The 25,257-nt window shown below is 31.9% G+C and carries 28 protein-coding genes and 2 other annotated features; of the genes, 2 read left to right on the top strand and 26 right to left on the bottom strand.

The features are described 5' to 3' along the window. Positions 1 to 297: 297 nt before the first annotated feature. The 14 genes from yajC to ACVBFA_RS07705 all read right to left on the bottom strand — a co-directional run bounded on the left by yajC (position 298) and on the right by ACVBFA_RS07705 (position 9,811). Positions 298 to 558, bottom strand: a complete 261-nt coding sequence (gene yajC / locus ACVBFA_RS07770; RefSeq protein ID WP_001830800.1) for a preprotein translocase subunit YajC — start codon at positions 556 to 558, stop codon at positions 298 to 300. A gap of 15 nt (positions 559 to 573) precedes the next feature. After that, positions 574 to 1,713: a tRNA guanosine(34) transglycosylase Tgt gene (tgt, locus tag ACVBFA_RS07765; RefSeq protein WP_126122759.1), complete on the bottom strand. Its 1,140-nt coding sequence runs from the start codon at positions 1,711 to 1,713 to the stop codon at positions 574 to 576. 20 nt (positions 1,714 to 1,733) lie between these two features. Continuing rightward, on the bottom strand, positions 1,734 to 2,759 hold the full coding sequence (gene queA, locus ACVBFA_RS07760; protein ID WP_002487446.1) for a tRNA preQ1(34) S-adenosylmethionine ribosyltransferase-isomerase QueA: 1,026 nt from the start codon (positions 2,757 to 2,759) through the stop codon (positions 1,734 to 1,736). 1 nt (position 2,760) lies between these two features. After that, complete coding sequence (gene ruvB / locus ACVBFA_RS07755) at positions 2,761 to 3,765, bottom strand: Holliday junction branch migration DNA helicase RuvB (RefSeq protein ID WP_002487462.1); 1,005 nt, start codon at positions 3,763 to 3,765, stop codon at positions 2,761 to 2,763. Between the two features lie 13 nt (positions 3,766 to 3,778). Beyond that, entirely contained in the window at positions 3,779 to 4,381 is a 603-nt protein-coding gene (gene ruvA, locus ACVBFA_RS07750; protein WP_002457788.1) for a Holliday junction branch migration protein RuvA, read from the bottom strand. Positions 4,382 to 4,393: 12 nt separating this feature from the next. After that, positions 4,394 to 4,849, bottom strand: a complete 456-nt coding sequence (locus ACVBFA_RS07745; protein ID WP_002457789.1) for an ACT domain-containing protein — start codon at positions 4,847 to 4,849, stop codon at positions 4,394 to 4,396. An 11-nt stretch (positions 4,850 to 4,860) separates the two neighbouring features. Next, entirely contained in the window at positions 4,861 to 6,153 is a 1,293-nt protein-coding gene (obgE, locus tag ACVBFA_RS07740; RefSeq protein ID WP_002446624.1) for a GTPase ObgE, read from the bottom strand. A 145-nt stretch (positions 6,154 to 6,298) separates the two neighbouring features. Then, positions 6,299 to 6,583 carry a 50S ribosomal protein L27 gene (rpmA, locus tag ACVBFA_RS07735; protein WP_001830822.1) on the bottom strand — a complete coding sequence of 95 codons (285 nt, stop codon included), beginning with the start codon at positions 6,581 to 6,583 and terminating at the stop codon, positions 6,299 to 6,301. A gap of 11 nt (positions 6,584 to 6,594) precedes the next feature. Then, positions 6,595 to 6,915 (bottom strand): ribosomal-processing cysteine protease Prp, encoded by a 321-nt coding sequence (locus ACVBFA_RS07730; protein ID WP_126122710.1) that lies wholly within the window; start codon positions 6,913 to 6,915, stop codon positions 6,595 to 6,597. A 4-nt stretch (positions 6,916 to 6,919) separates the two neighbouring features. Beyond that, positions 6,920 to 7,228, bottom strand: coding sequence for a 50S ribosomal protein L21 (gene rplU / locus ACVBFA_RS07725; protein ID WP_001830820.1), 309 nt, complete (start codon positions 7,226 to 7,228; stop codon positions 6,920 to 6,922). A 12-nt stretch (positions 7,229 to 7,240) separates the two neighbouring features. Continuing rightward, positions 7,241 to 7,317 (bottom strand) — a sequence feature (ribosomal protein L21 leader region). Positions 7,318 to 7,349: 32 nt separating this feature from the next. After that, complete coding sequence (gene mreD, locus ACVBFA_RS07720) at positions 7,350 to 7,871, bottom strand: rod shape-determining protein MreD (protein ID WP_002446625.1); 522 nt, start codon at positions 7,869 to 7,871, stop codon at positions 7,350 to 7,352. Further along, entirely contained in the window at positions 7,871 to 8,710 is an 840-nt protein-coding gene (gene mreC, locus ACVBFA_RS07715) for a rod shape-determining protein MreC (protein WP_002475153.1), read from the bottom strand. The genes mreD and mreC overlap by 1 nt, the downstream gene beginning before the upstream one ends. Positions 8,711 to 9,101: 391 nt before the next feature. Continuing rightward, a complete protein-coding gene (locus ACVBFA_RS07710; protein WP_002446627.1) occupies positions 9,102 to 9,242 on the bottom strand; it encodes a hypothetical protein in 141 nt (46 codons plus the stop codon). An 83-nt stretch (positions 9,243 to 9,325) separates the two neighbouring features. After that, entirely contained in the window at positions 9,326 to 9,811 is a 486-nt protein-coding gene (locus ACVBFA_RS07705) for a DUF4930 family protein (protein ID WP_002446628.1), read from the bottom strand. Positions 9,812 to 9,975: 164 nt separating this feature from the next. Between ACVBFA_RS07705 and ACVBFA_RS07700 the strand changes: the two genes are divergently transcribed. Then, the gene (locus ACVBFA_RS07700; RefSeq protein ID WP_002446629.1) at positions 9,976 to 10,155 is read left to right on the top strand and encodes a hypothetical protein; all 180 of its coding nucleotides are present in this window, start codon (positions 9,976 to 9,978) and stop codon (positions 10,153 to 10,155) included. 63 nt (positions 10,156 to 10,218) lie between these two features. Here ACVBFA_RS07700 and radC read toward each other — a convergent pair whose 3' ends face one another. The 4 genes from radC to ACVBFA_RS07680 form a co-directional block, all read right to left on the bottom strand. Then, positions 10,219 to 10,899: a RadC family protein gene (radC, locus tag ACVBFA_RS07695; protein WP_126122636.1), complete on the bottom strand. Its 681-nt coding sequence runs from the start codon at positions 10,897 to 10,899 to the stop codon at positions 10,219 to 10,221. Then, complete coding sequence (locus ACVBFA_RS07690; protein ID WP_049386345.1) at positions 10,896 to 11,606, bottom strand: prepilin peptidase; 711 nt, start codon at positions 11,604 to 11,606, stop codon at positions 10,896 to 10,898. The genes radC and ACVBFA_RS07690 overlap by 4 nt, the downstream gene beginning before the upstream one ends. A 183-nt stretch (positions 11,607 to 11,789) precedes the next feature. Continuing rightward, positions 11,790 to 13,055: a bifunctional folylpolyglutamate synthase/dihydrofolate synthase gene (locus ACVBFA_RS07685; RefSeq protein WP_002487455.1), complete on the bottom strand. Its 1,266-nt coding sequence runs from the start codon at positions 13,053 to 13,055 to the stop codon at positions 11,790 to 11,792. A gap of 10 nt (positions 13,056 to 13,065) precedes the next feature. Then, on the bottom strand, positions 13,066 to 15,696 hold the full coding sequence (locus ACVBFA_RS07680; RefSeq protein WP_126122635.1) for a valine--tRNA ligase: 2,631 nt from the start codon (positions 15,694 to 15,696) through the stop codon (positions 13,066 to 13,068). Between the two features lie 42 nt (positions 15,697 to 15,738). Then, positions 15,739 to 15,974 (bottom strand) — a binding site (T-box leader). A gap of 63 nt (positions 15,975 to 16,037) precedes the next feature. Between ACVBFA_RS07680 and ACVBFA_RS07675 the strand changes: the two genes are divergently transcribed. Continuing rightward, on the top strand, positions 16,038 to 16,598 hold the full coding sequence (locus tag ACVBFA_RS07675; protein ID WP_126122637.1) for a DNA-3-methyladenine glycosylase I: 561 nt from the start codon (positions 16,038 to 16,040) through the stop codon (positions 16,596 to 16,598). Positions 16,599 to 16,766: 168 nt separating this feature from the next. Here ACVBFA_RS07675 and ACVBFA_RS07670 read toward each other — a convergent pair whose 3' ends face one another. The 8 genes from ACVBFA_RS07670 to yihA form a co-directional block, all read right to left on the bottom strand. Then, the gene (locus ACVBFA_RS07670) at positions 16,767 to 17,834 is read right to left on the bottom strand and encodes an AbrB family transcriptional regulator (protein ID WP_447158807.1); all 1,068 of its coding nucleotides are present in this window, start codon (positions 17,832 to 17,834) and stop codon (positions 16,767 to 16,769) included. 408 nt (positions 17,835 to 18,242) lie between these two features. After that, positions 18,243 to 19,526: a glutamate-1-semialdehyde 2,1-aminomutase gene (gene hemL / locus ACVBFA_RS07665; RefSeq protein WP_126122634.1), complete on the bottom strand. Its 1,284-nt coding sequence runs from the start codon at positions 19,524 to 19,526 to the stop codon at positions 18,243 to 18,245. A gap of 23 nt (positions 19,527 to 19,549) precedes the next feature. After that, positions 19,550 to 20,524 carry a porphobilinogen synthase gene (gene hemB / locus ACVBFA_RS07660; RefSeq protein ID WP_002446637.1) on the bottom strand — a complete coding sequence of 325 codons (975 nt, stop codon included), beginning with the start codon at positions 20,522 to 20,524 and terminating at the stop codon, positions 19,550 to 19,552. Continuing rightward, a complete protein-coding gene (locus ACVBFA_RS07655) occupies positions 20,514 to 21,194 on the bottom strand; it encodes a uroporphyrinogen-III synthase (RefSeq protein ID WP_002491795.1) in 681 nt (226 codons plus the stop codon). The genes hemB and ACVBFA_RS07655 overlap by 11 nt, the downstream gene beginning before the upstream one ends. A 33-nt stretch (positions 21,195 to 21,227) precedes the next feature. Further along, positions 21,228 to 22,154, bottom strand: a complete 927-nt coding sequence (gene hemC / locus ACVBFA_RS07650) for a hydroxymethylbilane synthase (RefSeq protein WP_002487471.1) — start codon at positions 22,152 to 22,154, stop codon at positions 21,228 to 21,230. A 51-nt stretch (positions 22,155 to 22,205) separates the two neighbouring features. After that, complete coding sequence (gene ccsA, locus ACVBFA_RS07645) at positions 22,206 to 23,018, bottom strand: cytochrome c biogenesis protein (protein ID WP_002446640.1); 813 nt, start codon at positions 23,016 to 23,018, stop codon at positions 22,206 to 22,208. A 21-nt stretch (positions 23,019 to 23,039) separates the two neighbouring features. Next, the gene (hemA, locus tag ACVBFA_RS07640; protein ID WP_002446641.1) at positions 23,040 to 24,386 is read right to left on the bottom strand and encodes a glutamyl-tRNA reductase; all 1,347 of its coding nucleotides are present in this window, start codon (positions 24,384 to 24,386) and stop codon (positions 23,040 to 23,042) included. Between the two features lie 169 nt (positions 24,387 to 24,555). Beyond that, positions 24,556 to 25,143, bottom strand: a complete 588-nt coding sequence (gene yihA, locus ACVBFA_RS07635; protein ID WP_002446642.1) for a ribosome biogenesis GTP-binding protein YihA/YsxC — start codon at positions 25,141 to 25,143, stop codon at positions 24,556 to 24,558. Positions 25,144 to 25,257: the final 114 nt, after the last annotated feature.

The raw sequence follows: 25,257 nt of genomic DNA, 5'->3' as shown, positions 1-25,257 counted from the left end.
TCGTGCAAGTTAAAATGATATTACGTTCACTTTAACGGACTTACTTATATTAACATACTCATAGAAATAGTGAAATTATTGTCTAAAAATGCAACAATTTTATAATAATTTTTCTATTTAAACAATGCTAAAAAAACCTGAGACAGAAATTGTCCCAGGCATTCTTAACATTATAATAATCAATACAGAAGTTAAAATGAATTTATCTTATTCATTTAAGACTAAAATACCATTACAGTAGAAAGATAAAATATTCCATAAGCTATTTATCCCCTACATTTAGGCATCAATCTGTATTTATGAAGGGTCTACTTGTTTTATTGCTGGTTTTTCAAAAGTCATTTCTGTTCCATTACTATTTACAGTAATGATTACAGAAGTTTCATCTACAGCTTTAATAGTTCCTTTAATACCACCGATTGTAGTAATCTTTTGACCCGCTTCTACACGGTTAATCATTGCACGATGTTCTTTTGCACGTTTTTGTTGTGGTCTTATTAATAAGAAATACATTACAACCAATAATAAAATTGGTATAATCAATGAAGTTAATTCCATTTTAGTTACTCCTCTTTAAAAGTTTTTAGGGTTTTCTACATTTAATCCATATTGTTCAAAGAATTCATCTTTAAAATCTAAAAGACGGTCTTCTCGAATGGCTTGCCTAATATCTTCCATTAATTTTAGCAGAAAATGTAAATTATGAATAGTAGTAAGACGGATACCAAAAGTTTCTTCCGCTTTAACTAGATGTCTAATATAAGCTCTTGTGTAATGTTGACATGTATAACAGTCACATTGTTCATCAAGTGGTCTTAAATCATCTGCATATTTAGCGTTTTTAACAACTAATCGACCATTTGATGTCATACAAGTACCATTTCTAGCAATTCTAGTAGGCAATACACAATCAAACATATCCATACCCCTAATGCTACATTCAATCAAAGCATCAGGAGAACCTACTCCCATTAAATATCTAGGTTTATCTTTCGGCATAAATTGTTCTGTATGTTCAACCATGTCATACATAACAGGTTTTGGCTCACCTACAGACAGCCCTCCTATTGCATACCCTGGAAAATCAAGATTGACAAGTTCTTTAGCACTTTGTTCTCTTAAGTCTTTGTATTCTCCACCTTGAATAATGCCGAACAGTGCTTGATCTTCAGGGCGTTGATGTGCTTTTAAACATCTGGATGCCCATCGAGTTGTACGTTCGATTGAATCTTTGACGTACTCATATTCAGCTGGCATTGGTGGACATTCATCAAATGCCATCATAATATCAGAACCTAAATCATTCTGTATTTGCATAGACTTTTCAGGACTCAAAAATAGTTTTGAGCCATTAGTATGATGTCTAAATTCTACACCTTCTTCAGAAATTTTACGCAAATTACTTAAACTAAATACTTGGAAACCACCAGAATCTGTTAAAATTGGACCGTCCCAATTCATGAATTTGTGTAATCCCCCAGCGTGCTTGATAATATCATTTCCTGGTTGTAACCACAAATGATATGTGTTTCCTAATATAATCTTTGCTTCTATGTCTCTTAATTCTTCCGGGCTCATTGTTTTAACTGTTGCTTTTGTCCCAACCGGCATAAACATTGGTGTTTCAAAAGATCCATGCGGTGTATGTACAATTCCTAATCTGGCACCGGATTGTTTACATGTTTTTATATGCTCATATGTCACTGCAGGCATATGTTAAACCTCACATTCTTTTATATAATTAACATTGCATCTCCAAAGCTAAAGAATCGATACTCCATTTCAACAGCTTTATGATAAGCATTTAAAATATATTTTTTACTGCTAAATGCTGAAACTAGCATGACTAACGTTGATTTAGGTAAGTGGAAATTAGTAATTAACCCATCTATCGCTTTAAACTCAAAGCCAGGATAAATAAAGATATCAGTCCATCCACTTGTAGCAACAAATTGAGGATGATCACGACGTATCGTTTCTAATGTACGCGTTGATGTTGTCCCAACTGATATCACACGCTTACCATTTTCTTTTGTTTGATTTAATAAATCAGCCGTTTCTTGTGTCATTTGATAATACTCACTATGCATTTCGTGATCATCGATATTATCAACACTTACGGGTCTAAAGGTTCCTAATCCAACATGTAATGTAATAAAGGCAATATGAACCCCTTTTTGTTCAATTTTATTTAATAAATCATCAGTAAAATGTAAACCTGCTGTTGGTGCAGCTGCTGATCCACTTTCTTTAGCATAAACCGTTTGATACCTATCAGGATCATCTAATCTTTCTTTAATATATGGAGGTAATGGCATCTCACCTAATTCATCTAAGCGTTCTTGAAGTATACCCTCATAATGTAGACGCATAATACGCCCGCCCTGTTCGAGTTCCTCAATACACTCAGCAACGATTTTACCATCTCCAAAATTTAGACGATGACCTTTTTTAATTCTCTTTGCAGGTTTAAGTAAAACTTCCCAATCATTACCTTCAATTTGGGTGAGCATTAGCATTTCAACTTTAGCACCAGTTTCTTCTTTTAGGCCAAATAATCTAGCAGGCATAACACGTGTATCATTAAGAACTAATGTATCACCTGGCTCAAAATAATGGATGACATCTCTAAAATGTAAGTGTGTCATCTCACCAGTATCTTTTCTAAGAACTAACAATCTACTTTGGTCTCTGTTTTTTAGTGGTGTTTGTGCAATGAGAGACTCTGGCAAATGATAATCGAAATCTTCGATATTCAAATTATTTCCTCTTTTCGTTAGTAGTATTAAAGTGTTCAAAGGCTAAAGCAGTTGCTTTTCTCCCACGTGGAGTCCTTTCCAAGAAACCTTTTTGGATTAAGAAAGGTTCATATACATCTTCTATAGTCACTCGTTCTTCACCTATTGAAACTGCAATTGTATCTAATCCAACAGGACCACCGTTGTACTGATTAATAATACAATTCATCATTTTATGGTCGATGTAATCTAAACCTTGTTGATCGACCTGCAATAATTGTAATGCTCGTTTAGTCGTTTCAATATATATCTGATCATCTTCATTTACTTGTTGGAAGTCTCTTACACGTTTTAGTAACCTATTCGCTATCCTAGGTGTACCTCTAGAGCGACGAGCTAATTCTAAAGCACTTTCCTTATCGATGTCCGTTCCAAGCACCTCTGCAGTTCGCGTGATGATTTCCTTTAAATCATTTTCATTATAGTACTCTAATCTAAGATGCACACCAAAACGATCTCTTAACGGGCCCGTCAAACTACCGGCTCTTGTCGTTGCTCCAACTAATGTAAAAGGCGGCAAATCTATTCGAATGCTTCTTGCTTCATCGCCTTTACCAATAATGATATCTAAGAAAAAGTCCTCCATAGCAGGGTACAGAACTTCTTCAACAACACTACTTAATCTATGAATTTCATCGATAAATAACACATCACCTGGCTGTAACCCAGATAATATCGCTGCTAAGTCACCTGGTCTTTCTAAAGATGGTCCTGAAATAGTACGAATATTTACATCCATCTCATTAGCAATGATATTTGATAGAGTCGTTTTACCTAGTCCTGGAGGACCAAATAACAAGACATGATCGAGAGGCTCTTGTCTAAGTTTGGCAGCCTTGATAAAGACTTCTAAATTACTTTTTATAGAGGATTGACCTATATACTGCTTTAATTGTGTTGGTCTTAGTGATAATTCCAAGTCAGTATCTTCATTATGAAATTCTTGATCGACCATTCTTTTATCCATTTGACTTCCTCCATTAAGAAACTAGTGTTTGTAGTCCTATTTTAACGGCTTCATCCACACTATTCACATTATGTTTGTTGAGTGATTTTTCTACTTTACTTAATTCTCGTTTAGAATAGCCCAGTGCTTGTAAAGCTAATAGTGCTTCAGATATAATTTGATTTTGCTCATTACCATTAACTTGAGTTTGTAATAAATCGTCACTATTTTCTTCAGTAATTGTAACCTTCCCTTTTAAATCTAACACAATTTGTCTTGCAGTTTTCTTTCCTATCCCAGGAAATTGTGTTAAATAAGCATCATTTTCATTTTCGATAGCTAATTTAACTTCATGTGGTGTACTTGAAGCAAGTATCGCCAAAGCGGATTTAGGTCCTATACCAGTCACTTTTATTAAGCTAAGAAACATTTCTTTTTCCTCTTCATTGATAAAGCCATATAGTAATTGGGCATCTTCTCGTACAATTAGTGAAGTATAAATTTGGACTTCTTTTTCAAGATATTTTTGAAAACGATACGAATTAGGCGTTTGTATTTCATAACCTATGCCACATGTCTCAACTACTACATGTGTAGGGAACAATTGAGATAATGTTCCTTTAATATATGCATACATGTCAGTACTCCTTTACATAGTCATACTTATTAAGTCTACTTTAGTTACATGATTTATCTCTCTTAATGATTCAATGACCTCGTCAATGGATAAATTAGAATTTCTCGCATTCAAAGATAATGTGATTGTCGCTTTATCTTCAATTGGAACACTTTGATGTATTGTCAAAACTGATAATTTAAGTTGCGAGATTGCATTAAGAACTTGGGCTAACATTCCAACAATATCATTTACATATAAAATCAAAGTAAATTCTCTTTGATCTAATATTTTTTCATCTACTGGAAATATTGTCTCTCTGTATTTGTAAAATGCACTTCTAGAGAGATTGAATTGTTTTACAGCATCATAAATGGACAAATTCGAATTATTTTTTAAAGCATCCTTAACTTTTAAAGTTTTGATGACAGATTCTGGTAGTACATCTTCTCTAATTAAATAAAATTTTCGATTGTCTTTATTGTCCAATTTAGACACCCCTATTCGACAAATTCAAATTCTCCACCTAAGATTCTAACAATATCACCATTGCTACAACCTCTCTCTCTTAAAGCATCATCAATACCCATTGACCGCATTTGTCTTGCAAACCTTCTTACAGCTGGATCACTATTGAAATCAGTCATTTTAAACATTCTTTCAATAGCATTGCCACTCACTACATATGCGCCGTCATCATCTCTAGAAATAGTAAATTTATCTGCTGATGGTGTGTGTTTATATAATACACGATTAACACCTAAATTCTCATCTTCTTCAACCGAGAAGTCAACATCTTTAACTTCCTCGAGCTTATCAGCAATTTGATATAATAATTGATCAATATTGTCTCTCGTAATAGTTGAAACAGGAACGACTGTCACATCATTATCTAATTGTTCCTTAAAAAGTGACAAATTCCCTTGTGAATCAGGTAAATCCATTTTATTTGCTACTATAATTTGCGGACGATCTTCTAAGCGTTGTTTATAATTTATTAATTCTTGATTAATAATTTTATAATCATCTAATGGGTCTCGACCTTCTGACCCACTCATATCAATCATATGGACAATCACTTTAGTTCGTTCAACATGTCTTAAGAATTGATGTCCAAGGCCGACACCATCAGAAGCGCCCTCAATTAATCCTGGTAAATCTGCCATAACAAAACTTCTATGATCAGGCGTTGAAACGACACCTAGATTAGGTTTTATTGTCGTAAAATGATAAGCACCTATCTTAGGTTTCGCTTTAGAAACTATTGAAAGCAATGTGGATTTACCAACACTAGGAAAACCTACTAATCCAACATCTGCTAACAATTTTAACTCTAAAGTTACTTCTAATTCTTCGCCTGGCTCACCATTTTCACTAAAATCAGGTGCAGGATTTCTAGGGGTAGCAAATCTTGAGTTACCACGCCCGCCACGTCCTCCTCTAGCTACAATAGCACGTTGGCCATCTTCAACCAAATCTGCAAGCACTTCTTCACTTTCAACACTTTTAATAATTGTACCTGGTGGTACTTTTAACACTAAGTCTTCCGCATTTTTACCATGCATGTTGCTACTTTGACCATTTTCGCCTTTTTTAGCTTTAAAATGTCTTTGATATCTGAAATCTAATAAAGTTCTCAATCCTTCATCCACCTCAAATATCACAGAAGCACCTTTACCACCGTCGCCACCAGCTGGACCACCAAAAGGTACATATTTTTCTCTTCTATAAGCAGTGATGCCATTACCTCCATCACCAGCTTTTAGAGATATTTTCACTTGATCGACGAACATATATCTCACCTCTTTTACTCCGAAATTTTCATCTTATTAATTATATCACTATACATAATGATATAAAAACTATAGTCAATAAGTATTTTTACCTAAACAAAATAAAACACCAGAAGTATTCACTTCTGGTGTTTACTAGACAAAATTATTCAGCAACTGCGTATACAGAAACTTGCTTTTTGTCGCGACCTTTGCGTTCAAACTTAACAACGCCGTCGATTTTAGCGAATAATGTATCATCGCCACCACGACCTACATTTTCACCAGGGTAGATTTTAGTACCACGTTGGCGATAAAGAATAGAACCACCTGATACATATTGACCATCAGCACGTTTTGCACCTAAACGTTTAGACTCAGAGTCACGTCCGTTTTTTGTAGAACTTACCCCTTTTTTAGATGCGAAGAATTGTAAGTTTAATTTTAACATCGGGATACACCTCACTTATAATTTAATTTGATATTTTCATTATATTCTTCTTCTATCGTTTGTAAAGAAACTAACATTGCTTGAAGAATTAATTGAGCTTTTTTGTTATTCGTATCAACACTTCTTATATGAAAATATCCGCCGTCATCTTCATAGTTGATATCTGGCTTCTCTGATGTTAATCCCATTATAGCATTAACACTTCCAAATAAGACTGCTGATGCTCCTGCACAGACAATATCATGACCATATTCACCATGATTTGCATGACCATCCATGACTACATCTGTGACCTTACCTTCGTCATTAACCGTAATATCAACAGTAATCATACGATTATGCGTTGATTTTATCGATAGTTAATTTAGTATATGGTTGACGATGGCCTTTTTTACGTTTAGAGTCTTTACGACGTTTGTAAGTGAAGACAGTAATTTTTTTACCGCGTCCTTGTTTATTAACTGTCGCAGTTACTGATGCACCTTCAACTGTTGGAGCACCAACTTTAACTGAGTCGCCACCTACAAATAAAACTTTATCAAAAGTGAAAGAGTCACCTTCGTTAGCATTTAATTTTTCAACGTAGATTTCTTGACCTTCTTCTACTTTGATTTGTTTTCCACCTGTTTCAATAATAGCAAACATACTTTGCACCTCCTATATAATAAGTCACGCCATATACAGGTGACAATATGATTGTACTTCAACCTGTATGTGAGCGGTTGTATGTAGCTTGAAACCACTCAACTACTGCATCTTACCATCACTAAGCCTTACTGTCAATTGTGTTTTTTATTTTTTTAGTAAATTTAATAATAATAGGAAATAACATAATTAGTAGTAAAAAATTAATGATGAGAGTTGGAATAAGTCTTAATAATACAAACTCTATTAAATTAAATTCAATGAAACCTATTACTCCATAAATCATAGCCACATATATTTCTAAAAATACTGTGGATAATAAAATGATAAAAAATAATACAGAATAATCACGATAAAAGATCTTAAAAAATTTATCAACTATAACAACTAAAATGATATATCCAAACATATATAGACCATATATACTTCCGAAATATAAATCAGTTACTATTCCGAAGAAGAAAGCTAAAGACATAGCAACGCCAAAACCTCGGTAAACAGTCATGATAAGAATGTACATGATAGTTAAATGTGGTACAAAAATAATATCAATTTTTCCGAAATGCATGGGGATGGTAAGCCCTATAATGGTATCAATATAAAATAGAAGTATTCCTATTAGAAAGTAATAAAAAGTACGCATTAATTATCACTACCTTCATTAGGAATAGTACTAACATCACGTTTAGCAACATATACATGAGTTAAATCTGTCATATCAGCTCCAGTTTTGACCCGTACTTGTTTTGCAAGCCCGTATTGATCATTTTCGACTTTTGTTACTTCACCTATATACAACCCACTAGGTAATTGATCTGCTAATCCACTTGTTACTACTTTATCTCCTTTTTTAACGCTATCTTTGTTATTAATATCACTTATGATCAATTCTTCGTTTTTATTGTCGTATCGATCAATTAAACCAAAAATATTCTTAGTACCGTGGTGAATATTAACAGATAATTTTCCTGCCCGAGTATGAGTGGAAATAAGGTCTACTTGTGATGAAAATTGATTAACTTTGGTTACTCTTCCAACTAATCCTTCTGATGTCATGACGGCCATATTATTTTTTATACCTGCTTTAGAGCCCTTATCTATTAATATCGTATTCATCCATTGATCTGGGTTTCTCGCAATAACTGTAGTAGAAATAGGTTCATATTTTGATAAATCTTTGATATCAAGTTCTTTTTTATATTTCTTATTTTCTGATTCTAACTCTTCATTTTTAGCTTCAAGTTGTTTGATTTTATTTTTATCCTTTTTTGAGCTTCCTTTTTCAAATAAATCACCAATAGATCCAGTAACAAATTGAATTGGATAACTAATAACTCTTTGTCCAAATGATACAGAGTCCCCTACGTATTGTTCAGGTGGAGATTGGGTCTGAGAACGTATCGATAACCCTATTAATGCAATAAAAATAATCATTGCACACAAAACGACAATGAGCTTGTTATTTCTAAAAAACTTAAGCACCCAGAACACCTCTATATGACTAAAATTAGTATCTTTATATATTTTATATTACTCATTCAGTTAAATAAAGCACTAACTTTACGAAATTGATTCTATTTTATTATTTGCCACTTTAGAACTAACATTAACTAATCTAATTAATAAAATAGATAGATTAAACGAGCTTTGGAAAACGGCACTAAATCTTGATATAACTAGACTTCAAATAATTTTTCAGTATAATCATTAGCTGTCAGAACATAAAAGTACCTGGAACAAAATTCATCGTCCCAGGCTTAACACAAAGATCAAGATTTTATTTTTATTAAAATGATAAAAATATTTATATCATTCTAAAATGAGCAATTTTACTTACTGTATTACACTTACTGATTCACTTTACTTTGATAAGCTATTCTTTATCTTTCTTATTTGAAGACTTCTCTTTCTTTTCATCCTCACTATAAAGTGTTTCTTCTTTTCTCCAGCGAGCAAAAAGATTTTGCGCTTTTGCTTGTTCATTAGCTTGTTTTTCTTTCGATTGTTCAGCCATTTTGAATCACACCAACCTTTATAAATAATCTATATAAACCCTAACGTATTTAAAACTGGTTTTCAAATGAATCATTCCTATTGTTATTGATAGGCTTCAATTGGCTTCAAATTAATAGGTTGCTTTAATTGATTTAAGTCTTCGTTCATTTCGAATTCAGTATTATAAACTCGGATATAATCATCACCAAATTTATAAATAATAAATTCATCACCTTGTTGACCAGCAAGATATTCGTCATTGAATCCCATACGTTCTAATCCTGAAACAGACATAAATTCTGCCTTATCAATCATATTAAAAACTGTCTTGATTTGACTTGCTGGAACATTATTGATGATATCATTATCTTTTAAAATGTAACTTTTATCGTTACTAGGCTGTGAATAGAGTGTATTATTTTTTTGACTCGCTTTTTGTGTGATATTTTGATGATGATTGTTCATATCATTAAGTGGGTTCCATTCTTGATTTTTGAGAAATGGTGCATGTTGAAGAGCTATATATATAATCAATATTATCGCTATTACTGCAATAATATTTTTTATAACACTAAAGATATACCTCATACGAACCCCCCCTTTACAAATCAAATTTAGTATAATTTAAAATATTTTTCATTACATCAGACTATAGCCGTATAGATGATGTATCTATAGACCGATGGCAAATCTGTTAATATAATATATAATACTACATATACAATATAAGTGATTTAAGGAGGTTCAACACAATGAGCATTTTAACGATTATTTTAATTGTTTTGCTAGTCATCCTCTTATTTAAAGTTGGATTATCTATATTACGCTTTTTGATTTCAGCTGGCATTGTTTTGTTATGTATCTATTTAGGCTATCAAGGTGTATTATGGTTATTTGAGCATTTTCAAAACTTTTCAGGTTTTATTCAATAATAAATGATAAGTTAGCTATACAAATTTTTTAATTAAAATTGTTAATGTATTTAGCTAGCTTTTTTATTCATCAAAATACCCCGCTTCGACTAAACTCGTAAATTTATTATCACCAATAATAATATGATCAAGTAAATTTATACCTAATATATCTCCGCACTCTTTAAGTCTATAAGTTGTAGTAATATCCTCTTTCGAAGGTGTTACATCACCTGAAGGATGATTATGTACAACTATTATTGAATTAGAAGACTCTCTTATTGCAATATTAAATACTTCTCTTGGATGAATAATCGAACTATTCAATGTGCATTTATATACCCAAGCTTGTTTTGTGACTATATTTTTTGAGTTAAGTAAAAGTACAACAAAATGTTCTTGCTCTAAATCTTTCATTGTCGACATCATCAGACTAGCAACATCACTAGGATGTGTAATCTGTACTTTGTCTAAGGTGCTTGTAGAATTTATACGTTCACCTAGTTCAAATGCAGCCTGCAATATTACAGCTTTATAAAGTCCAATGCCCTTTATTTTCAGTAGATCATTTATAGACATTTTTTTTAAATCTCTAATTGTGGATTGTTGCTTCAATAATTCGTTTGCAATGTCTATACTAGAAAATCCTTTTCTACCAGTGTTTAAGAGAATTGCTAAAAGTTCAACATTAGATAGAGTTTTAGCGCCATATGTAATTAAACGCTCTCTAGGTTTTTCATGCAGAGCCATTTCATTTATTCTCAATAAAATTCTCCCCCTAAAAGAAATAAAATGTGACGATAAACTAATGAAGTTACTACGAATGATATGAATATAAATGGTATTAAAGGTAAATATTTAATATCTTTAAAAGAAAAAAATTTTAAAATTATGGCAAAAATCCCCCCAATAATAAACGTAAATACAACAATAAAAAAGAAAAAATTTAACGGAAATATAAGTCCCAATATGTTAAAAAGCAATATGTCTCCATACCCTATAAATTTAGATGCGAATAGATAAATGACATGTGAAATCAAAAATATCATTACAAAATTACCAAAATAGGTTTGGGTTACGAAAACGGATACGATTGTGTATACAAATAAGAGTCTTAAATCTATATGCATTGAGTGAATATCGTAAAGACACATCGTCAGTAGAAACAGGAAAGTTGTTAAAAATAATGTGAAGTGTATATTAAAATGAGTAGGATAAAAGAAGAAAATCGCACTAAACGAAACGAATTCTCCGATTAAATATAACCGTTGTAATGGTTGATTACAACAACGAGATTGTCCACGAAGTTTTAAAAAACTTATAATAGGCAGTAAATCTAAGGGTTTAATGATAGTATGACAAAAATCACAGTGAGACCTAGAATAAAGGTATTGAAGTTTTAATATATTTTGATTGCAAAATTGATAAAGAAAACTAAATATAATGCTACAAGTATAGGCAAGTAATAGCATATATCACACTCCTCAATATTTATTATAAGCAGTCTTAAATAAAAGTAAATATGAGGGGAATTTTACAATTCATTCGTGAGTATGTCTTTTTTCTATACTTTAATAAACATAAATTATTAAAGAAGATTATACAAAGAAAGAGTGAAACTTACAGTTTTAACTGCAGTTGTCACTCTTTTGAATTTAATTAAAATTAATTTTTGCTTTTACCTCACTGATGAAGTATAAACTTCCAGTAATAATCAGCCCATCACCTTCGTAATTTTCAATAAAATCAACATAATCATCAATTAAATGTAAATTATCTAATTTCAATTCTTCGGCAATTTCTTCTTTAGCTAATGCTTTTGGAAACTCAAAATCTGCTATATAGAATTTTGAGGCAATATCATTTAATTTGTTAATCATACTATGAATTGGCTTTCCTTTAATGGCAGAAAATAAAATATCAATTTTATCTCTTCCATAATAATGTCTAATTGTGTCTACTAACGCATCAACACTTTCATTATTGTGAGCACCGTCAACAACCATTAATGGTTGTTCTTTTACTTGTTCTATTCTACCTGTCCAGTTCACAGATTCTATACCGTCTATCATTTTATTAAAATCTAGTTCTATAATTTGTCTTTCATTTAATTCAATGAGAGCAGTAATTGCAAGTGCTGCATTTTCCTTTTGATGTTCCCCTAACATATTAAGAATGATAGTTTCTAATTCATAATCTTTATACCGGTATGTGAACTCATCATCTTGGGAGACAACGGTAATCTCCCGATCCAATTCGATTGGTTTTGCGTTTTGTTCTAGCGCATAATCTCTCACATACTTTAAAGCATCGTCATTTTTCACCGCATAAACAATCGGTATATGTGGTTTAATTATAGCTGCCTTGTCTTTTGCGATATCTAAATAAGTTGTACCTAAGATATCTGTATGGTCAAGTCCTATACTTGTGAGTATGGATAGAACAGGTTTAAAAACATTCGTCGAATCATTTTTTATTCCTAAACCTGCTTCAATTATCACAAAATCAACAGGATTTATCTCACCAAAGTAAAGGAACATCATTGTTGTTATAATCTCAAATTCAGTAGCCCCACCTAAATCTGTTTCTATCTCTAAGGCTTCACTAACAGGTTTAACTTGTTCAACTAATTGAACAAGTTCATCGTTCATAATTGGTACACCATTTAAACTGATACGTTCATTGAAACTTTCGATAAATGGTGAGGTAAATGTTCCGACTGAGTATCCGTTCTCAATTAATGCGGTTCTCAAGTATGCAACAGTTGAACCTTTACCATTTGTTCCACCCACATGAATACCTCTTATTTTATGTTGGGGATTATTTAATTGTTCTAGCATCCATTCCATACGTTTGACGCCAGGTTTGATACCAAATTTAGATCTTTCGTGTATCCAATACAAGCTGTCTAGGTAATTCATGATCATGCTCCTATGCCTTTAATTGTTCAATTCTTGATTTAACACCATTATATTTTTCTTGATAATGTTGTTGTTTTTCTTTTTCTTCATTAATTATTTTTTCTGGTGCTTTATTTACAAAATTCTCATTGGATAACTTTTTATCTACTCTATCTAACTCGCCTTGTAATTTATCTAATTCTTTTTCAAGTCGAGCAATTTCTTTGTCCATATCAATAAGACCTTCTAATGGCAGAACTACCTTACCAGCAACTACTACAGATGTCATTGCTTTTTCTGGAATTTCAATCTCAGTATCAATAGTCAATTGACTTGGATTACAGAATTTGTGTAGGTAACTTATGTTATCCATAAGTGTTTGTTTAATCTTTTCATCTTTAGTTTGAATTAAAATCGGTATTGCTTTAGATAACGGTGTATTAACTTCAACTCTTGATTGACGGACAGACTTAATAATTTCAACTAATTGTTCCATTGTTTGTTTACTTTCATTAAAGATTAATGCTTGATCAACAGTTGGCCAGTTAGCTTTAACAATTGTTTCTCCATGGTGTGGAAGACTTTGCCAAATTGTTTCTGTCACAAAAGGCATAAATGGATGTAACATTTTCATTATTTTATCTAAAACATAACTAAGTACTGATCGCGTCGTTTGCTTTTGAGATTCGTCCTTGCCATTCATAGGTATCTTGCTCATTTCAATATACCAGTCACAGAACTCATCCCAAATGAAATTATAAAGTGCACGACCTACCTCACCAAATTCGTATTTGTCACTTAATTCGGTTACTGTAGATATCGTTTCATTTAATCTAGTCAATATCCATTGATCTGCTAATGACAAATTACCACTTAGGTCTATATCTTCGACTTTAAAACCTTCACCAATATTCATTAAACTAAAACGTGCAGCATTCCATATTTTATTAATGAAATTCCAAACTGATTCAACTTTTTCAGTAGAATATCTCAAGTCATGACCTGGTGAAGATCCTGTTGCTAAAAAGTAACGTAGACTGTCAGCGCCATACTCGTCAATAACATCCATTGGATCAACACCATTACCTAATGATTTACTCATTTTGCGTCCATCTTCAGCTCTGACTAAACCGTGGAGTAATACATCATTAAATGGTCTTCTATCAGTAAATTCTAATCCTTGGAAAATCATACGGGCTACCCAGAAGAAAATGATGTCATAACCAGTAACTAATGCATTTGTCGGATAATATCGTTTAAAATCATCAGCATTTGTGTCAGGCCATCCTAATGTTGAAAACGGCCAAAGTGCGCTTGAGAACCATGTATCTAATACATCCTCATCTTGTATCCAATTCTCGATGTCTTCAGGCGCTTCTTCACCAACAAAGACTTCACCTGTGTCTTTATGATACCAAGCAGGTATTTGGTGTCCCCACCATAGTTGACGTGAAATCGTCCAATCTCTAATTTCTTCCATCCAGCGATTGAATGTATTTTCAAATCTACCTGGGAAAAAGTCAATTCTATCTTTTGTATTTTGATTATCCAAAGCTCTTTGTGCCAAAGGTTTCATTTTTACAAACCATTGTGTGGACAAATAAGGTTCTACAATTGCACCAGAACGTTCAGAATGTCCAACTGAATGTGTATGTTCTTCAATTTTTATAACAAGATCTTGTTCTTTTAAGTCTTTAACAAGCTGATTTCTACAATCAAATCTATCCATCCCTTTGTATTTATCAGCTTTTTCGTTCATCTTACCATATTCATCCATGACTATAATATTTTCTAATTGATGTCTTTGACCAATTTCAAAGTCATTAGGGTCATGTGCCGGAGTAACTTTCATCGCTCCTGAACCAAATTCAATATCAACGTATTCATCAGCTAAAATAGGTAACTCTCTTCCTACAATAGGTAATATAACTGTTTTACCAATCACATCTTTATATCTTTCGTCATTTGGATTTACAACGATAGCAGTGTCACCTAACATAGTCTCAGGACGTGTAGTAGCTATTTCTATATATCCATTCCCATCAGCATAAGGATATTTAAAATGATAAAAAGCACCTTGGACATCTTCATGAATGACTTCAATATCTGATAAAGCTGTTCTAGCTTTAGGATCCCAGTTAATAATTCTTTCGCCACGATAAATAATACCTTTATTATATAAATCAACAAATACTTTTCTTACAGCTTTACTTAAACCATCATCTAATGTAAAGCGTTCTCTACTATAATCTAACCCTAAGCCAAGTTTAGCCCATTGTTGTCTAATAAATGTTGCATATTCTTCTTTCCAATCCCATGCTTGCTGTAAAAATTTCTCTCTTCCTAAGTCGTATCTGGATATACCTTGTTCATTAAGTTTTGCTTCAACCTTTGCTTGAGTTGCTATACCAGCATGATCCATACCAGGCAGATATAAAGTATCGTATCCTTGCATTCTTTTCATTCTAGTTATTATATCTTGTAATGTAGTATCCCATGCATGACCTAAATGTAATTTACCTGTAACATTAGGGGGCGGAATTACAATTGTATATGCCTCTTTAGATTTATCTTCAGATGGTTTAAAGTAACCATTACTTACCCATTCCTCATAACGACCCTTTTCAACTTCTCTTGGATCATATTTTGGTTTCATTTCCATATGTCTACCTCCTAAAAAATAAAAGAACATCCATCCTATAAAAAATAGGACGGATGTTCTGTTCCGTGGTACCACCTATATTCAAGAAGAAATAATTCATTCTTTTCTTCAAGCACTTAAGTCTCTGATTAACGCTCATACACGCTTCTACCTACTTGTCATCTATGTTTCAATAGAAGTTATAAAATAGGGCTACCTTCAGACTTAATCATTTACATATTCACAGCCACCATATGCTCTCTTTAAAATGATATAAACTTACTCTTCCCAAATAATATATTCTTTTACCCATTTATATTATAATGGATATTAAAATAAGTCAATGTATTGGAGATGAATTTATGAACGAATGTGCTTTTAACACAACTGATTCCACATATCTAGAGTATCATGATTATTATTGGGGACAACCAATCTATGATAGCAAAGAATTATTTAAGCTAATGGCTCTTGAATCACAACATGCAGGTTTATCATGGTTGACAATATTAAAGAAAAAGGAATCGTATGAACAGGCATTTTACAACTTTGAACCTCAATTTATCGCACAAATGACTGAAAAGGATATTGATCATTTAATGAAATTCCCAAACATTATTCACAATCGTAAAAAATTAGAAGCAATTGTGAGCCAAGCGAAGGGATATTTAAAAATCGAAAAAGACTATGGTAGTTTTAGTAAATTTTTATGGTCCTATGTAAATCATCAACCCATAAATATGGGTTATAAAAAACCTAGAGATCGTAAAAAAGTTGATCAACGAGCTACTCAATTATCAAAAGATTTAAAAGCATATGGTTTTAAATTTTTAGGTCCAGTAACCGTGTTCTCATTTTTAGAAGCTGCTGGATTGTATGACTCACATCTTGAAGGATGTCCATTTAAACCAAATCATGGGTGAAACATAGCTAAAAGTTGGGCTATGGGTATTCAAACAATATGAGTTTTTTCACACATACTAAAAGTTTACAACGTTTAATTTATCCAAATTTCACTTTTAAATAATTACATTTGCTCGCAAATATTTTCAAAGTTTTATTTAAAAAACGTATAACTCAGGTCATTAAAATCATTTTTCATTTAATCTAATATTAATAAAATAACCAATTAGTGGCGCAATGACAAATAATATAAAAAATATTCTAAAAATGTGATAGCTTGAAATCATCGCTACATCAGCTCCAGTAGCCATAGCCACTAAAACTATTTGACTCATACCTCCTGGTGCTGCTCCTAAAAACAATTCATTGATGGATTCATTAGTAATCAAATGTATTCCTATTATCATTATAAACGTTGTGACTATGAGCATTATATTTTGAAAGACTATTGCTATTGCAATTCTTCCCTTTAAATCACTCATTAAGTTGGCAATCTGTAATCCAATACGTATCATATAAATAAGTTGCGCTGTGGCTAACAACCAATGATCTAGTGAAAATGTTAAATGTGTTGTCATATTCCATATAATTAAAACTATTATAGGTGCTAATAATTGTTTAGTGGGGAAGTTAATTTTTGACATTCCTATATAGATGATACCCACCATTGAGAATAAGATGATTATTTGCCATATATTTAAAGTCTGAGAAAGTGCAGGTACTTCCATTGTAGGATGATTCATTTCATGATGATTATCCTGAAAAAAATACGAAATAAGTGGTACTAAAATAACAACAAATATTACACGTGATGTCTGTGTTAAACTCACAACTAATATATTTGCTTTCTTATTTTCTTCTGCCATCACTAACATTTGGCTTAGCGCACCTGGTATGACACTTAAAATTGCAGTTTCTAAATTCACTTGTGCAATTTTCTTAAAAAAGAATGCAATTATCAAAGCTAATAAAATTAGTAGGATAGTGACAAAAACGATAGTTGACCAATTTTTACTTATGTCTTTAATCACTTGTTGTGTAAATGTAGAGCCAATTTGAACTCCAAGTAATATTAAACCGATTTGACTTAACCAAAATGGCCATCGAATTTTTAATTTTAATACTTTTACACATAATAACGCCGCTAATATTGGTCCAAACATAAATGGCAAAATCACATGTAACATTTTTAATAATAGACTTAACATAATAGCAATTAATAATATGATTAAATTATTAATAAAATTCCGATTCAAAATACCACTCTACTTTCGTTAAAAGTAAGTCGAAAAAATTTTATAACTTTATTTAAATAAAAGAATAGAACAAAATGCATCTTAAATTCCTTGTCCACCATCGAACCCCAACTTGCTTTGTCTGTTGAATTTCCTAGTGAAATTCTTTTTGTTGGGGCCCCGAACCCCAACTTGCTTTGTCTGTTGAATTTCCTAGTGAAATTCTTTTTGTTGGGGCCCCGAATCCCAACTTGCTTTATCTGTTGAATTTCCTAGTGAAATTTTCTGTATTGATGACATAAAATAGCTTTAAAATTTGATATAAGTGCATCTTCAATTCAGTTATAAACTACTTATAAGTTAAGAAAGTCTAGGACATTGATTTTTGCCCTAGACTCAATTAATTTAAATAATTATATTTTAAAATTATCACACAATACGACTTAATGCATTATCAAATGCTTGAATAGTTTTCTCAATATCATCTTTAGTATGTGCAGTTGATAAAAATGTTCCTTCAAATTGTGAAGGTGGTAAGAAAACACCTTCCTTAGCCATTTCTCTATACATGTTACTAAATAATTTTAAATCACTTTTATTCGCTTCATCAAAATTTGTTACAGGCCCCTCATTTAAGAAGTAACCAATCATTGAACCAGCGCGATTTACTGTGATTGGAACATTGTGCTTAGCAAATACCTCTTTTAATCCTTTTTCAAGTATATCTCCTAGAGAATTAAAATACTCATAAGATTCAGGAGTAAGTTGACTCAATGTTTCATAACCACTAGTCATTGCTAAAGGATTACCTGAAAGTGTGCCGGCTTGATAAATAGTCCCAACAGGAGCAATGTAATCCATAATTTCTTTTTTACCACCAAAAGCTCCAACGGGTAAACCTCCACCTATCACTTTTCCTAAGCAAGTTAAATCAGGTGTTACACCAAAGTATCCTTGCGCACAATTGTAACCTACACGGAAACCAGTCATCACTTCATCAAATATAAGTAATGCTCCATATTCAGTAGTAATATCTCTTAAACCTTGTAAAAATCCATTCACTGGAGACACTACCCCCATATTTCCAGCAACCGGTTCTACAATAACACCAGCAATATCATCGCCATATTTTTCGAACGCTAATTTAAGTGAATCTAAATCATTATATGGCACCGTGATAGTATTTTTAGCAATACCTTCAGGGACGCCTGGTGAATCAGGTAAACCTAGTGTTGCAACACCTGATCCTGCTTTAATCAGTAAAGAATCACTGTGTCCATGATAACACCCTTCAAATTTTATAATTTTATTACGTCCTGTATAACCCCTAGCTAAACGAAGTGTGTCTAAAGTAGCTTCAGTTCCTGAGGAAACCATTCTTACTTTTTCAATTGAAGGTACACGGTCAATCACAAGTTCAGCAAGTTTATTTTCTTGAAGTGTTGAAGCGCCGAAGCTTGTACCTTTATCAACTGCTTCATGTAATTTGGATATAACTTGTTGATTTTTATGTCCAAGAATTAATGGACCCCAACTTAGCACATAATCAATGTATTCATTTCCATCAATATCATATATTTTAGATCCTTCACCATGATCCATAAAAATAGCTGGTGTGTCTACTGATTTAAATGCTCTTACGGGACTGTTAACACCACCAGGCATTAATTTCTCAGCATGTTCCATTGCTTTAATAGATTTTTCAAAACTCATCATATGACCTCCACAATTATCATCTATTTATCTAAATAACGACAGATATCTTTTGCAAAGTAAGTAATTATTAAATCAGCACCTGCACGTTTCATAGATATCATTTGTTCCATAACAATTTTCTCTTCATCTATCCAACCATTTAGCGCTGCTGCTTTTGTCATACTATATTCTCCACTAACATTGTATGCTACAACTGGCACGTTCGTATTATTTTTTACATCTCTAATAATATCTAGATAACTTAAAGATGGTTTAACTATCATCATATCACAACCTTCTTTAAGATCACTTTCCAATTCTCTTAATGCTTCTAAACGGTTTGCAGGATCCATTTGATAGGTTTTTCTATCCCCAAATGAAGGTGCTGAATCTGCAGCATCTCTGAATGGACCGAAAAAGCTTGAAGCATATTTAATACCATAACTCATGATAGGAATATTTTGATATCCCGCTTGATCAAGGCCTTCACGAATTTCAGCAACAAAACCATCCATCATATTGCTTGGAGCAATGATGTCAGCTCCAGCTTCAACTTGAGAAATAGCTGTTTTTACAAGTAATGGAAGTGATTTATCATTGTCTACATCATGCGTATGATCGTCAATAACGCCACAGTGTCCGTGATCTGTGTATTCACAAAGACAAGTATCTGCCACAATAAGTAAATCCTTATATAAATTCTTGGATATTCGTGTCGCTTCTTGAACAACTCCATTATGATCATATGCACCAGATCCGATGTCATCTTTTTCATTTGGAACACCGAAGAACATAATTGCTCTAATACCTAAATCATATGCCTCTTTAATCTCTTCATGCAATAAATTTAAACTAATTTGGTATACACCTGGCAATGATTTAATTTCACTTTTTATATCATCTTGCTCAACTACAAATATTGGATATATTAAATCTTCTTTTCTAACATGAGTTTCTCTTACTAAATCACGCATTGTCTTAGATGAACGTAATCTTCTATGTCTATCAAATTTCATTTTGTTCCCTACTTTCTATAATTTTATCAATAAGTGAATCTAATGTTTGTTTATTTGCCACTTTTACAGATGCATTGAATTTTAAAATGGTCCTAGCAGTTTGCTTACCGATAGCAAAATAATGATCAAATTCAGGCACATTGCCCTCTTTAAAATAAAATTCAACTGCAGATGAACTTGAAAAAGTCACTGCGTCTATTTGATGTTTTCTAACAAGTGCCTTAACTTGACTTATATTTTTAAAATTCGGTACTGGTCTATATAAATCTATTTTAACGATTTCATTATATTTGCTCAATTGTTGAACTAATTTTGGACGTGCTTTTTCACTTGAGGGCAATAATAAATGTTGTTCTCTAATCTTAAACTCATCCAAAAAGCCTTCTTGCGAAAAATCACGTGGCACAAAGTCGACACTAATACCTAGTTCATTGCAATACTGAGCTGTTTTATCACCTATAACAGCTACCTTTTTAACTTTAACGTTTTTTAAATAAGGATAAAAGTATTTTACTGCGTTTTTAGACGAAAAAATAAGCCAGTCGTAGCTATGATCAAGCAATTTTTCATTAAAATGAAGTTGTTTTAGTTGGATAAAAGGCTTGTGGATAATATCAACTAAATGACTATGAACTTCATTCGTCTGCGTCATAACTATAACTGGTTTCATAAACTTGTTTCACCTCTATAATAGAGTTTAGTATTATTCTGCTTCATTTAACTTTTTAATTATGTCATAAGCACCTTGTTTTTTAAGTACTCGACTCACTTCTATACCTAATTGTACAGGATCAGAACCCAATGTAGTATGTTCGTATCTTTCCTTACCATCTGGAGACATAATCAGTCCTGTAAATTCAATTTGGTTATCTTGAACAATTGTTGCATATCCACCTATAGGAACCTGACAGCTGCCATCCATTTCTGATAGAAAAGTACGTTCAGCAGTCACACATTGTGCTACATCATGATTGTGTACTTTAGCTAATAAATTTAAAAGTTCTTTGTCATCACTCCTACACTCAATACCAAGTGCACCCTGACCTATAGCAGGCAGTAATACATCTCTATCAAGATAAGTCGTAACAATATTATCTGACCAACCCATGCGTTTTAATCCAGCGGCGGCTAATATAATTGCATCGTAATCTTCAGTCTCTAATTTTTTTAATCGAGTATCGATGTTTCCACGAATCCACTTAATTTTTAAATGTGGGTATTTTGATAAAATTTGAGCGCCACGACGTAAAGAACTTGTACCTACAATGCTACCCTCAGACAATTCTTCTAATGGAATATGATTTTTTGCTATATAGGCATCAAAAGGGATTTCTCTGTCAGGAATACATCCTAATGTGAGACCGTCAGGAATTATACTTGGTACATCCTTTAGTGAATGTATTGCCATATCTATCTCTTTGTTAAATAATTCATTTTGAATTTCCTTAACAAAAAGTCCTTTACCTCCAACTTTGGATAATTGTTTATCTACAATTTTGTCGCCTTTAGTTACAATTTCTTTTATTTCAATATCCAAAGACGGATCGATAAATTTTAATTTATCAATAAATTGTTGACTTTGTGTTAGCGCTAACTTACTTCTTCGCGACCCAACAATTAATTTACGCATACGTTAAATGCCTCCTAGATACCGATTTTTATATGAAAAACAGGTTATTTCTTACCTAAAATGAGTTAAAAAGAATAGATTAATCATACACAAACAAAATAATATAATGTTAAAATAGATAAGATTTCTTTGTGATATCCATTTTTTTATTCTAATCAAAATATAAACACCATATAATAAAGTAATAATTGATGAAAATATTACTTTTGGATCTATAAATATCCTTTTACCGACTGCAAAGATCCCCCATTGCGCACCTAAAATTGTACTTAATATAAGGATAATCCATGCAACAAGTGTAGAATAGAAAACGATTGTTTCTAAAGTAGCAACACTACCAATTCTAAAGTAATTTTGATCGAAATTTTTCTCCTTTAAATTTCGATATTGAATAATATAGAGTAATGAATTTACAAATGCGATTGCAAAAAATGCATAACTTAATACTGCAAGTGCTATATGAATAAGTAATAACTCATTAATTACTGCAACTTGTTGAATTTGCGTTTGATAATGTTCAGGCTGAAATGTATTTAAAGTCATTAGAATAAATCCTATCAAATTAAGGAAGAAAACGGAAAAATTCATTACTTTAATCAAATTCAATATCAACGAAATTGATATAATAATCCATGTTAAAGAGAAAAAAACGTCAAATATAGAACCTAGTGGCACTTGTTTAGTATGAATAAAAAAAATAGACAAAGAGATTGTTTGTAAAACCCAAACAATCCCTAATGAATAAAAACCTACAGTTCTAGTCTTATAATTTTTATTAATGAAATCAACAAAGTAACATATAATACTAAACAGATAAATCATTAATATGATTTCATGAAATCTAATTAACAGGGTTTCTTGCATATCATCACCAAATTAATATGCTTATTCAAAACTAAATATTCGATGCGCTAAGATTTCCTTTGCTCTACTCTCTTTTTCTAACTTTGCTTTTTCACGAGGATCTTCGGCTTCAATATCAAATATGTTTTGAAATAGCTCTAATTTTTCATTACTTTTTTTATCAGTACTTAATTCCTTAGCCTGTTTGATAGGATCTTTTAACATTTGATTGATAATACTTTTTGTATGTTTCGAAATGACTTTACGTTCTCTTTCAGAGAGATCTGGCAATTTACGATCAATACTTTCCATAGTTTCTGCTTGGATATTCATAGCTTTTTCACGTAAAGCTCTGATTACAGGTACAACGCCAAGCATATTAACCCATTCATTGTGTGAATCAATCTCTTCAGGTATTTGTGCTGCAATAGTTTCAGCAGCTAATTGACGTTCTCTTAAATTGGCATCTACCAAATCTTTCAAATCATCAACATCATAATTAAAAATATTTGTAATTGCATCAATACCTGGTTCAATGTCTCGTGGAACCGCAATATCAATCAGAACTAATGAATCCAGTTTTCTAGTTTCTGAAATTGTTTTCACCATAGAATTAGTAATGATATAGTCTTTAGCACTTGTAGAACTAATTACTATATCTGTAGTTTCTAATAAAGATGGTAATGCTGAAAGCGAATCATATGAAACATTGTGTTTTTCGGCTAAAATTTTAGCTTTAGACAATGTCCGATTAACAATTGTTACACTTGAAATTCCAGAACCTAAAAGATTTAAGAGTGATAATTCACCCATTTCCCCCGCTCCAATAACGACAGCATGTTTACTTTTTAATTTTCCAAATACCTTTTTAGCTAATTCAACAGCAGCATAAGAAACACTTACAGCATTATCTGCAATATCTGTTTCACTGTGTGCTTTTTTAGCAAAAGTAATCGCTTGTTTAAATAGATGATTAAAAATCGTTCCAGTTGTGCCAGCATTTTGTGCTAAGAAAAATGCATCGCGCATTTGTCCTAAAATTTGTGTTTCACCAAGCACAATTGAATCCAAGCCAGAAGTGACACGCAATAAATGTTCAACTGCATCGTCCCCCACTTTAACTTCCGACATATCTTTAATATCATCTACTTCAAATCCAAAAGAGCGCGCTAAAAATCTTTGTATATAATAACGTCCTGTATGAACTTGATCAACAATAGCGTATACTTCAGTACGATTACATGTAGATAAAATGACATTTTCTAAAATTGCTTTAGTTTCATATAAATCTTCATGTGCTAATCGTAAGGCATCATCTCTAAAAGCAACTTGCTCTCTTAATGTTACATCAGCTGTTCGATGATTTATGCTAATTGCAACAAAATGCATTTATAACGCCCTCCATATACTAACAATAAAACAAGTATAACACATTTAAAAAGATGTTTAAGTGGAATGCTTAAATAAATTAGAAAGATTATAATCTACATTCAATTTTTTGTCAAAATAACGACATTTTTTTATTGTGGTTAAAATACATTTCTCTAATTGAAAAAATTTATATATATGTTTCAATAAAGTTCCAAATTTCTTGCTGTTTACTATTCTTAATTGAAGAATAGCTTATAATATTGTCTCCAGGCTCTAATTCTAATTTGTCTTTTATTCTTTTGATATGCTTTTGTACTTTTCCTTTAGCAATTTTATCTTCCTTAGTACATATTACAAGTGTTGGTATATCAAAATGTTTAAGATAATTGTACATTAGTACATCATCTTCAGTAGGTTGATGTCTTAAATCGACAAGTTGAATAACAAGTTTTAAATTCTCTCGTTGTGTAATATATTCTTCAATCATTTTACCAAATTTTTCTCGTTGAACTTTACTTACTTTAGCGTATCCATATCCCGGTACATCAACAAAAATAAGTTGTTCATCTATATTATAGAAATTCAATGTCTGAGTCTTACCAGGTTGTTGTGACGTTCGCGCCATATTTTTGCGCCCAATCATACTATTAATAAATGTAGATTTACCTACATTTGAGCGTCCACTTAACGCTACTTCTGTTAAACCAGTGTCAGGGTACTGCGCTTTTTTAACAGCACTTATAATTAAGTTGATATTATTTGGATTTATATTCATAAACTTCCTCTTTCTTATACTATTGTATAATTAACTTTAACATTTTTTTCTATGTTTACATATAAAAAAACTGAGTCACAATTCACGTGACTCAGTATTAAATCAAATTTTTTA

The sequence above is a fragment of the Staphylococcus sp. MSU001 genome, from assembly GCF_052976705.1.
Note: the sequence above shows the minus strand (reverse complement) of the source record. Positions and strands in the feature narration are given on the sequence as shown.

Excerpts from the sequence above, each read along its gene's own strand:
- yajC (WP_001830800.1), bottom strand. The coding sequence starts at position 558 with ATGGAATTAACTTCATTGATTATACCAATTTTATTATTGGTTGTAATG.
- mreD (WP_002446625.1), bottom strand. The coding sequence starts at position 7,871 with ATGCGTACTTTTTATTACTTTCTAATAGGAATACTTCTATTTTATATT.
- hemA (WP_002446641.1), bottom strand. The coding sequence starts at position 24,386 with ATGCATTTTGTTGCAATTAGCATAAATCATCGAACAGCTGATGTAACA.
- ACVBFA_RS07710 (WP_002446627.1), bottom strand. The coding sequence starts at position 9,242 with ATGGCTGAACAATCGAAAGAAAAACAAGCTAATGAACAAGCAAAAGCG.
- yihA (WP_002446642.1), bottom strand. The coding sequence starts at position 25,143 with ATGAATATAAATCCAAATAATATCAACTTAATTATAAGTGCTGTTAAA.
- hemB (WP_002446637.1), bottom strand. The coding sequence starts at position 20,524 with ATGAAATTTGATAGACATAGAAGATTACGTTCATCTAAGACAATGCGT.
- tgt (WP_126122759.1), bottom strand. The coding sequence starts at position 1,713 with ATGCCTGCAGTGACATATGAGCATATAAAAACATGTAAACAATCCGGT.
- ACVBFA_RS07730 (WP_126122710.1), bottom strand. The coding sequence starts at position 6,915 with ATGATTACTGTTGATATTACGGTTAATGACGAAGGTAAGGTCACAGAT.
- ruvB (WP_002487462.1), bottom strand. The coding sequence starts at position 3,765 with ATGGATAAAAGAATGGTCGATCAAGAATTTCATAATGAAGATACTGAC.
- rplU (WP_001830820.1), bottom strand. The coding sequence starts at position 7,228 with ATGTTTGCTATTATTGAAACAGGTGGAAAACAAATCAAAGTAGAAGAA.
- ACVBFA_RS07705 (WP_002446628.1), bottom strand. The coding sequence starts at position 9,811 with ATGAGGTATATCTTTAGTGTTATAAAAAATATTATTGCAGTAATAGCG.
- rpmA (WP_001830822.1), bottom strand. The coding sequence starts at position 6,583 with ATGTTAAAATTAAACTTACAATTCTTCGCATCTAAAAAAGGGGTAAGT.
- hemL (WP_126122634.1), bottom strand. The coding sequence starts at position 19,526 with ATGAGTTTTGAAAAATCTATTAAAGCAATGGAACATGCTGAGAAATTA.
- ACVBFA_RS07680 (WP_126122635.1), bottom strand. The coding sequence starts at position 15,696 with ATGGAAATGAAACCAAAATATGATCCAAGAGAAGTTGAAAAGGGTCGT.
- ruvA (WP_002457788.1), bottom strand. The coding sequence starts at position 4,381 with ATGTATGCATATATTAAAGGAACATTATCTCAATTGTTCCCTACACAT.
- ACVBFA_RS07675 (WP_126122637.1), top strand. The coding sequence starts at position 16,038 with ATGAACGAATGTGCTTTTAACACAACTGATTCCACATATCTAGAGTAT.
- ACVBFA_RS07655 (WP_002491795.1), bottom strand. The coding sequence starts at position 21,194 with ATGAAACCAGTTATAGTTATGACGCAGACGAATGAAGTTCATAGTCAT.
- hemC (WP_002487471.1), bottom strand. The coding sequence starts at position 22,154 with ATGCGTAAATTAATTGTTGGGTCGCGAAGAAGTAAGTTAGCGCTAACA.
- obgE (WP_002446624.1), bottom strand. The coding sequence starts at position 6,153 with ATGTTCGTCGATCAAGTGAAAATATCTCTAAAAGCTGGTGATGGAGGT.
- ACVBFA_RS07690 (WP_049386345.1), bottom strand. The coding sequence starts at position 11,606 with ATGCTATTACTTGCCTATACTTGTAGCATTATATTTAGTTTTCTTTAT.
- ACVBFA_RS07700 (WP_002446629.1), top strand. The coding sequence starts at position 9,976 with ATGAGCATTTTAACGATTATTTTAATTGTTTTGCTAGTCATCCTCTTA.
- ccsA (WP_002446640.1), bottom strand. The coding sequence starts at position 23,018 with ATGCAAGAAACCCTGTTAATTAGATTTCATGAAATCATATTAATGATT.
- ACVBFA_RS07685 (WP_002487455.1), bottom strand. The coding sequence starts at position 13,055 with ATGAATTACCTAGACAGCTTGTATTGGATACACGAAAGATCTAAATTT.